The organism is Rhodoblastus sp. 17X3, from assembly GCF_030056575.1.
In the GTDB taxonomy this organism is placed as follows: domain Bacteria; phylum Pseudomonadota; class Alphaproteobacteria; order Rhizobiales; family Beijerinckiaceae; genus Rhodoblastus.
In genome coordinates this window covers 1-654 of sequence record NZ_JASHHX010000066.1, presented here as the reverse complement: position 1 = coordinate 654, position 654 = coordinate 1, and the positions used below count along the sequence as shown (strand labels likewise).

Below are 654 nucleotides of genomic sequence, written 5' to 3'. Positions count from 1 at the left end.
GAGAACTATCCGGCGAAAAGCTGAAAGCATCCGCCTCTATTTTCGCGTTTCGTCGTACTCCCCCACGATGGAGCGCCCCCACATTGACCGCCAATCTGCGTCGGGGTTAGCCAACTGAGCTGCCGAAGCCATCGGGCTTCGTTCGATTCCGGGAGGGCGTAGCAAGGTGTGGACCGAAGCTTTCAGTGTCTTGTCGGACGCCTGTGACGCCTTCGCCTGAAACTGCGCGAAATTTTGTAAGGGCGTCAGCAATTCTGGAGATTTCATGTGAACGCCACGGCGACGGCCGTAATGGATGCAATCCAGCCAGTCTCCAGCGCCATCAAGGCGATCGGCTTCCACCCCACCGCCGCAAGATCCTTAAAGGACGTCTTCATGCCAAGCGCCGCGATCGCCGTGACAAGGCACCAACGAGAGACGTCATTGGCCAAATCAGTCGCCATTCTGGGTAACAATGCGGAGCTGTTCAGCGCCACGAGGACGGCAAAGCCGACCAGAAAGAGTGGCAGGTTCACCTTGGCGCTGCGCTGGCCGCCCGCCGCCTGGCGACTGACGACGAACGCAATGGTGAAAACCACGGGCAGCAACATGCTGACCCGCAGCAGCTTGACGTAAGTCGCGACGTCCCCGGTCTCAGGCGAGATCGAATAGCCC

Annotated in this window: 1 protein-coding gene; it reads right to left on the bottom strand. The window is 59.5% G+C overall.

Annotated features, from left to right (window positions below; genetic code table 11):
• Positions 1 to 263: 263 nt before the first annotated feature.
• Positions 264 to 654, bottom strand: a 391-nt coding sequence (locus QM467_RS19800) for a putative sulfate exporter family transporter (protein ID WP_283368052.1), incomplete at its 5' end; no start/stop codon positions are given.